The organism is Vibrio sp. Vb0888, from assembly GCF_033338835.1.
GTDB lineage: Bacteria > Pseudomonadota > Gammaproteobacteria > Enterobacterales > Vibrionaceae > Vibrio > Vibrio alginolyticus.
The window spans coordinates 1-1,026 of record NZ_JAWOTL010000347.1; the positions used below are offsets into that span (position 1 = coordinate 1).

Below are 1,026 nucleotides of genomic sequence, written 5' to 3' on the forward strand. Positions count from 1 at the left end.
TAAAATGTTGTTTAACAGTGGGCAAATTCAATCGCTTTTGACTCAAGCTCAGTTGCCTTCATGGTCACCAAATCGTGCCAACATTTTGGTTTGGCTGGTGGAAGAGCAAGATTACGACCGCGCAATTGCATGGGAACATTCTGATTCTGTCAACGTTGCTGCGTTGAAAAAAGCAACGGAAGCTCGTGGCCTTCCAATTACGATTCCTGTTGGGGATTTTGACGATGTCACGGGCGTGAACACGTCAGATCTTTGGGGCGGTTTCATTGAACCAATTAGCCAAGCCAGCCAGCGTTACCCAGCGGACGCGGTATTAATTATTCGTGCGCAAGGCGAGCAGATTCGTTGGACTTTGTATGACCAAGCGCCTGCAAAGATTATTGATGCGCAAACTTCTCCACGCAGCGGGTCGGCAACTGGTGCAGACGCTATTTCCGCAATGGTGGATGGTATTGCTGATTACTACGCAAGTAAAAACGCCGTTGTTGTCTCAGGCAAGTCTTCTAAAGCTGTGAACGTGAAAGTGTTAAATGTAACGTCTGCTGCTGATTTCTTCCGTTTAGAAAATGCACTTACCAAATTGAATTCAGTGGCGGGCACAGAAATCAAGCGTGTACAAGGCAGTGAGTTAACGCTGACTATTCATTTGCTTGCTTCACAACAAGCATTTGAGCAAGAGGCTTCGTCTATCTCACAATTGATGGAATTTGAAGATCCACTCGGTGACGTTGAAGAAGTGACGCCATCGGAAGAGCAATCGGTAGAAACTCTACCTTCAGAGGCTCAAGCTATAGAAGGGCAACCAAAAACGGTGGTTCAAGCCGTTGAGGAAACTGTGCCAGCAGTGCAAGTACAACAGCCTGTTGTGATTCCTCAAGTGCAAGATCAATACGATCTGATTTATGAGTGGAATTCTACTTCGCAAAGTTAATCCGCGTTTGAGCATAGAATAAAGAAAGAGTCGCAATTGCGACTCTTTTTGTTTTTGAATCAGAGAAGTTATTTATTGAACTTCGCTTTTTCTTC

Annotated in this window: 1 protein-coding gene; it reads left to right on the forward strand. The window is 45.0% G+C overall.

Annotation, left to right across the window (positions count from 1 at the left end):
- The coding region (locus R7P72_RS26160; RefSeq protein ID WP_318111181.1) for a DUF2066 domain-containing protein at positions 1–931 on the forward strand (931 nt) is incomplete at its 5' end.
- Positions 932–1,026 lie beyond the last annotated feature (95 nt).